Origin of the sequence: Pseudonocardia ammonioxydans (genome assembly GCF_900115005.1) — a bacterium.
Lineage (GTDB): Bacteria > Actinomycetota > Actinomycetes > Mycobacteriales > Pseudonocardiaceae > Pseudonocardia > Pseudonocardia ammonioxydans.
In genome coordinates this window covers 60,528-66,943 of record NZ_FOUY01000033.1, presented here as the reverse complement: position 1 = coordinate 66,943, position 6,416 = coordinate 60,528, and the positions used below count along the sequence as shown (strand labels likewise).

The window sequence follows — 6,416 nt, the reverse complement described above, 5'->3', positions numbered from 1 at the left end:
AGCTTGATCTGCCGGGAGAACTCCGAGACCTCCTGCTGACGGGACTCGACCTTGCGGCCCGAGGTCATCAGCTGCAGGTAGTCCAGGATGATCAGCTTGAGGTCGTTGCGCTGCTTCATCCGGCGCGCCTTGGCCCGGATCTCCATCAGCGTCAGGTTCGGCGAGTCGTCGATGTAGAGCGGCGCCTCGGAGATCTCCGACATCCGCCGCGCCATCCGGGTCCAGTCCTCGTCGGACATCCGGCCCGCTCGCATGTCGGCCAGCCGGATCCGCGCCTCCGCCGACAGCAGGCGCATCACGATCTCGGACTTGCTCATCTCCAGGGAGAAGAACGCGCTGGTCATGCCGTTCTTGATCGAGCAGGAGCGAGCGAAGTCCAGGCCCAGGGTCGAGTTGTGTGTAGGGATCATCGACCGCCCGGCGAGGTAGAGATGGTCGTCGGCAGTGACCTCGACGCAGCGGACGGGGACGCTCTCGACCCGGCGCACGTCCACGATGTAGCGGGGGTGTTCCCGGTGCGCGTGTTCGGCGTCCCGTTCCTTGTGCACCCGGCGCTTCCGGTCCAGCCGGAAGACGCCATCGGACGTGGTGAAGTTCAGCGTGTAGGCGATCGAGCTCGACGGGCTGCGCCCGGCGACCTTCTTCGTGGTCATCGAGCACCGGTAGCCGAGCCCGACGACGAGTTCCGCCACGTCGTGAGCCAGCCGGGCGCTGGTCACCGAGAACTGCAGGTTGCCGGTCGAGGTCACCGTGCCGTCGGTGTCCATCAGTCCTGCCAACAGCTCCCGCCGCTGACGCTCGCCGGAGCGCAGGTACGCGATGGGAATGTGCTTCTGCCCGAGAACGCCCACGGAGCGCAGCAACCCCTGCACCGTCCCGTGATCGGCGTGGCACGCCGCGCAACGCCGGAGCCCGCTTGAGGGTGATCCACAGTCCGGGCAGACCGGCTCACCGACGGGCGCGGACACGAACCGGGCGCGGCCGCCACACGATCTCCCGCAGGTCCGGACCTGGCTGGTACGGGGCCGGAACGACGTTCCACAGACCTCGCACAGCCGCGTCGGGACCGGCTCGGCGTCGGGCAATCTCACGCCGTATCGGCGGTCGGGGAGCCGGACCACGCGGTACCCGTCCTGCTCGACGTACTCGGCGATCTCCGGATCGTCGGAGGTGAAGGCAGCCGAGGCGCTGGTGCCGTCACCCAGCCACACACCGAGCGTGTACGGGGCGATCGGCAGCTCGCACTCGGGCAGCTGCAGCGGCTCGGGCAGCGCCACCGAGTGGTTCACCCGCCGGTCTGCCACATCGCAGCGAACGGTGGCTGCGATCTCCTCGGTCGTCCGGACCGCCGGGCCCACGCGCGGCGCACCTCCACGCGCGCGGGCCTCCTGCAGTGCCCGACGGCTCGCACGGGTGTCGGTGAGCCACTGGTGTTGCGCATCGGCGGTCAGGACCGACCCGTCGGAGAACTCGACCTCGTAGCACGGCCGTCCGTGCATGACCTCGGTCGCTGCGACCACCCGCGTCGGACGCCCGTCCGCGCCGAGCAGCATGTCACCGACGGCGACATCACCCATCGTGGTCCAGCCCTGCGGGGTGGGGAGCGGGGTGTCGAGCGCCAATGCCTTCCCGAGCCCGGGCCTCGCCGCGACGACGACCATCTGGCCGGGGTGCAGCCCGTTGGTGCACGCGTCGAGGTCGGCGAAACCGGTCGGCACACCGGCCGCCATCCCGCCGTTCGACGCGATCGCGTCGATCTCGTCCATCGTCGGCTGGAGGAGCTCCTCCAGCACCGTGTAGTCCTCGGTGGTGGTGCGCTCGGTGACCTCGTAGACCGCGGCCTGGGCCCGGTCCACGACCTCGTCGACCTCACCGCCCTCGTTGCCGTGGTAGCCGAGCTGCACGATCCGGGTGCCGGCCTCGACCAGCCGCCGCAGGATCGCCTTCTCCCCGACGATCTCGGCGTAGTACGCGGCGTTCGCCGCCGTCGGCACGGTCGCGATCAGGGTGTGCAGGTAGGGCGCACCACCGAGACGCACCAGCTCGCCGCGCCGCTGCAGCTCCGCCGACACCGTCACCGCGTCGGCCGGCTCGCCGCGGCCGTAGAGGTCCAGGATCGTCTCGTAGACCGTCTGGTGCGCGGGCCGGTAGAAGTCCTCCGGCCGCAGCACCTCGACGACGTCGGCGATCGCGTCCTTGCTCAGCAGCATGCCGCCCAGCACCGACTGCTCGGCCGTGAGGTCCTGCGGTGGCTGGCGGTCGAAGGTCCCGCTCCCGCCCTCGCCGGAACTCCCGCCCTGCTCGCCGTCGCGGACGGCCCGAGGCCGTCCGGCGGGACGGTCGTCCGTCAGAGCCATACGCAGCGTCACCCCCGATGGACAAGCATACCGAACGCACGTTCGACGCGCGAGCGGCGGTTCCTCCCCGCCCGCGCAGCATCTCCCGTGATCTCCGTCCCGGCGGCGCCCGGCGGTGCGCGGGTCGCGCAGCTGCGTACGGGGAGTCCGGACCGGGCCGGTGTGTCCGAGGCTAGGCCGCCGCGCCCCCGGACCCAAACCGCTCTGGTGATCGATCTGGGGATGGGCTGTGCACGGATGCCGCCCACCCCGGGACCGTGCTGTGGACAGCCTGGGGACAACAGCACGGAATCAGCCGTTCCCGCATGTCAGAGGCCTGTGGGCCGGTGTGGACAACTTTGCCCTGGCGTGTCGGCGCAGAACCCCGTGCGGCGTGTCGGGCCCAGCCGGCGACCGTCCACCGCCCAGCGCGTCCACAGTCCCGCCCGTCGAGCGGCCCGTCACCACGCGGCGGGTCGGCTGCGTGACAACGGATCCGCCGACCGATCACCCATACCGGTGCACGGTGTCCATCCGCGACTCCGCTGAGCGACCGTGCGCGGGTCGGAGGGGCTTCCGGAACACGAAAGGGCGGTGCCCGGAGCACGAGGCTCCGGACACCGCCCTTCACTACTCTCGGTGGTCGTACGACCACCGGAGCGGGGTCAGCGTGCGACGACCGCGATCGTCAGCTCGGTGGTGACCTCCGGGTGCAGGCGGACCTGCACCTGGTGCTTGCCGAGGGCCTTGACGTGCCCCGGCACGTCCACCGTGCGCTTGTCCAGCGCCGGGCCGCCGGCCGCCTTGACGGCGTCGACGACGGCGGACGGGGTGATCGAGCCGAACAGGCGACCGTTGTCGCTCGCCTTGGCCGGGACGGTCACGTTGATGTTCTTCAGCTGCGAGTCGACCTGCTGCGCGTGGCCCAGGTCGCGGATCTCGCGGGCCTTCTGGGCCCGGCGGATCTGCTCGACCTGCTTCTCGGCGCCACGGGTGGCGACGACCGCGAGCTTGCGCGGCAGCAGGTAGTTGCGGCCGTAGCCGTCCTTGACCTCGACGATGTCGCCCGGCGCGCCCAGGTTCGGGACGTCGGCGTTGAGGATGAGCTTCACGTGTCTCTCCTCCCTCAGCGAGCGGTCGAGGTGTACGGGAGCAGGGCCACCTCGCGGGAGTTCTTGACCGCGACGGCGACGTCCCGCTGGTGCTGCCGGCAGTTACCGGTCACCCGGCGGGCGCGGATCTTGCCGCGGTCCGAGATGAACTTCCGCAGCAGACCGGTGTCCTTGTAGTCGATCTGCTGGGCCTTGTCCTTGCAGAATGCGCAGACCTTCTTCTTCGGCTTGCGCACGATGGCCTTGGCCATGCTGGTGCTCCTGGAGTCGATCACCGCCCGTCGCGGACGGCGTGGGTGCGTGGATCAGAAAGGGGGCTCGTCGTCGGACGCCGCGCCGCTGCCCGCGGGCGGGGCCGAGCCCCAGGGGTCGTCGTAACCGCCGCCGGAGTTGCCTCCGCCGGAGCCACCGCCCTGCTGGCTGCCGCCGCCGCCGAAACCGCCACCGTCGTAGCCGCCGCCACCACCGCCACCGAAGCCGCCGGAGCCTCCGCCCCGGCTGACCTTGTTGACCTTGGCGGTGGCATAGCGGAGCGAGGGGCCGATCTCGTCGACCTCCAGCTCCACCACGGTGCGCTTCTCGCCCTCACGGGTTTCGAAGGACCGCTGGCGAAGGCGTCCCTGCACCACGACCCGCGCGCCGCGGGTCAGCGACTCGGCGACGTTCTCCGCCGCCTGGCGCCAGATGTTGCAGCGCAGGAACAGTGCCTCGCCGTCCTTCCACTCGCCGGACTGGCGGTCGAAGGTGCGCGGCGTCGAGGCGACGGTGAAGTTGGCGACCGCGGCGCCGGAGGGGGTGAACCGCAGCTCGGGATCGGCCGTCAGGTTGCCCACGACGGTGATCACGGTCTCGCCGGCCATCGGAACCCCTCTCAGCCGGCGGCGGGCGCCGGCGTGCGGGTGACGTCCTTGCGCAGCACCTTGGTGCGCAGCACGGACTCGTTCAGGCCCAGCTGGCGATCCAGCTCGGCGACGGTGGCCGGCTCCGCGGCGATCTCGACGACCGCGTAGATGGCCTCGCCCTGCTTCCTGATCTCGTAGGCCAGCCGGCGCTTGCCCCAGACCTCGATCTTCTCGATCGATCCGCCGTCGCTCTTCACGACGGTGAGGAACTGCTCCAGGGACGGCTGCACAGTGCGCTCGTCCAGGCTGCCGTCGAGGATGATCATGACCTCGTAATGACGCATGAGAACCACTCACCTCCTATGGACTCGTGACGGTCACGGCCCCGACGGCCGTGACAGGAGGTTCTCAGGCCACCCCGACAGTCTCGGCGCGCGACGGGTCGCGCGGCGCACCTGCGGGATGACCGGACCAGGCTAGCAACGGCGATCCGGGGCCCGACCTGCGGGTACGCGGTGGACGCCGGGCCGGCCCGGTGCGCGGGCCCGGCCGTCGCCGTCGGGGGTGCTCGCTACCGTGCACCCATGCAGATCGGAGCACACGTCCGCGACGCCGAGGACCCGCTGGCCGCGGCCGGTGAGGTGGGCGCCGAGGTGATCCAGCTGTTCCTGTCCGACCCGCAGGGCTGGAAGAAGCCGCCGCCCCACCCGCGCGCGGCGGAGCTGTCCGCCTCGGAGGTCGCGGTCGTGGTGCACGCGCCGTACACCGCGAACGTCGCCTCGACGAACAACCGGATCCGGATCCCGTCCCGCAAGATCGTGCAGCAGCACCTGGCCGGCGCCGCCGAGGTCGGCGCGTTCGGGCTGGTCGTGCACGGCGGCCACGTCACGGCCGGCGACGACCCGGCCACCGGTGTGGACAACTGGCGCAAGTTCGTCGAGCGGCAGGCCGGCGAGCACGGGTTCGACGTCCCGGTCCTGATCGAGAACACCGCGGGCGGCGACAACGCCATGGTCCGCCGGTTCGACGCGCTCGCCCGGCTGTGGGACGCGGTGGGCGAGTTCGGTGTCGGCTTCTGCCTCGACACCTGCCACGCGTTCGCCGGTGGCGAGGAGCTCGCCGGGATCGTGGAGCGGGCACGGGCGATCACCGGCCGGATCGATCTGATCCACCTGAACAACTCGCGCGACCCGTTCGACTCGGCCCGCGACCGGCACGCCAACATCGACTCGGGGACGATCCCGCCGGACGAGCTGGCCGCCGTCGTCGCCGAGGCCGGGGCACCGGTGGTCGTGGAGACCCCGGCCGACGGCCAGGCCCGCGACATCGCCTACCTGCGCGAGCACGCCCCGGCCTGACCGCACTACCGCCAGGCGAACACCGGCTGCTCGAGGTGGGCGACCCGGGTCGCCCGCCCGTGCAGCACGACCTCGCGGAACTGGTGCAGCACCGCCCCGGTCGGGGCGTGCACGAAGCGGTCGAACAGCGGCACCTGGATCACCGGGGCGTCGGACTCGGGGATGGTCAGGAACCGCGGCTCGTGATCGATCTCGGCGAGCGCGGGCCGGTGCAGCTCGGCCACCTCGGCCGGGTTCGGCACCGGTTCCCCCGCGCCGCCCGCCCACAGCACGACCGGCGTGATCACGTATCCGGAGCGGGTGGGGTAGTCGTCGAGCAGCCCGAGCACCCGCTCCGGCCCGAGCTCGATCCCGATCTCCTCGGACACCTCGCGACGCCCCGCCTGCTCCGCGGTCTCCCCGGCGTCGATCCGGCCGCCGGGCAGCGCCCACTGCCCGGAGTGTGCGCGCAGCGACCGGGCCCGCCGGGTCAGCACGAACGCGATCTCGTCGGCCAGCGCCCCGTCCCCGGTCGCCCCGGGGACGGGCAGCAGCGTCATGGTGACCGCCGCGGCCCGCTTCCCGGCCCGATCGGCGTCGGACGCGATGTGCCGGAGCTCGTCGGGCAGCACCGTCAGCGCCGCCCGCACCCGTGCGCACAGCCGCTGTGCCACCGCGGCCGGGACCACTCCGTCCGGGAGCGCTGCGCCGCCGTCCTCGACGTTCATGGACCCGATCCTCGCGCACCACGCCCGCACCGGAACCACTGACGAGACCCCGATCACCCCG

7 protein-coding genes are annotated in these 6,416 nt (G+C 71.7%); 1 reads left to right on the top strand and 6 read right to left on the bottom strand.

The genetic code is table 11. The annotated features are described in order from the left end of the window. The 5 genes from BM093_RS25495 to rpsF form a co-directional block, all read right to left on the bottom strand. On the bottom strand, positions 1–2,357 hold a 2,357-nt coding region (locus tag BM093_RS25495), incomplete at its 3' end, for a DnaB-like helicase C-terminal domain-containing protein (RefSeq protein WP_093350917.1). 644 nt (positions 2,358–3,001) lie between these two features. Beyond that, on the bottom strand, positions 3,002–3,448 hold the full coding sequence (rplI, locus tag BM093_RS25490; protein WP_093350848.1) for a 50S ribosomal protein L9: 447 nt from the start codon (positions 3,446–3,448) through the stop codon (positions 3,002–3,004). Between the two features lie 14 nt (positions 3,449–3,462). Further along, the gene (rpsR, locus tag BM093_RS25485; RefSeq protein WP_093350843.1) at positions 3,463–3,699 is read right to left on the bottom strand and encodes a 30S ribosomal protein S18; all 237 of its coding nucleotides are present in this window, start codon (positions 3,697–3,699) and stop codon (positions 3,463–3,465) included. A 54-nt stretch (positions 3,700–3,753) separates the two neighbouring features. Then, positions 3,754–4,308, bottom strand: coding sequence for a single-stranded DNA-binding protein (locus BM093_RS25480; protein ID WP_093350838.1), 555 nt, complete (start codon positions 4,306–4,308; stop codon positions 3,754–3,756). Positions 4,309–4,319: 11 nt separating this feature from the next. Then, positions 4,320–4,634, bottom strand: a complete 315-nt coding sequence (gene rpsF / locus BM093_RS25475; protein WP_093350834.1) for a 30S ribosomal protein S6 — start codon at positions 4,632–4,634, stop codon at positions 4,320–4,322. Between the two features lie 240 nt (positions 4,635–4,874). On the opposite strand from rpsF, the gene BM093_RS25470 reads away from it, so the two are divergent. Then, a complete protein-coding gene (locus tag BM093_RS25470; protein WP_093350912.1) occupies positions 4,875–5,648 on the top strand; it encodes a deoxyribonuclease IV in 774 nt (257 codons plus the stop codon). Positions 5,649–5,653: 5 nt separating this feature from the next. Here BM093_RS25470 and BM093_RS25465 read toward each other — a convergent pair whose 3' ends face one another. After that, the gene (locus BM093_RS25465; RefSeq protein WP_093350830.1) at positions 5,654–6,355 is read right to left on the bottom strand and encodes an NUDIX hydrolase; all 702 of its coding nucleotides are present in this window, start codon (positions 6,353–6,355) and stop codon (positions 5,654–5,656) included. Between the last annotated feature and the right edge of the window lie 61 nt (positions 6,356–6,416).

Bases quoted from the DNA above. Each gene is read 5' to 3' on its own strand.
- rpsR (WP_093350843.1), bottom strand. From the start codon at position 3,699: ATGGCCAAGGCCATCGTGCGCAAGCCGAAGAAGAAGGTCTGCGCATTC.
- BM093_RS25465 (WP_093350830.1), bottom strand. From the start codon at position 6,355: ATGAACGTCGAGGACGGCGGCGCAGCGCTCCCGGACGGAGTGGTCCCG.
- BM093_RS25470 (WP_093350912.1), top strand. From the start codon at position 4,875: ATGCAGATCGGAGCACACGTCCGCGACGCCGAGGACCCGCTGGCCGCG.
- BM093_RS25480 (WP_093350838.1), bottom strand. From the start codon at position 4,308: ATGGCCGGCGAGACCGTGATCACCGTCGTGGGCAACCTGACGGCCGAT.
- rpsF (WP_093350834.1), bottom strand. From the start codon at position 4,634: ATGCGTCATTACGAGGTCATGATCATCCTCGACGGCAGCCTGGACGAG.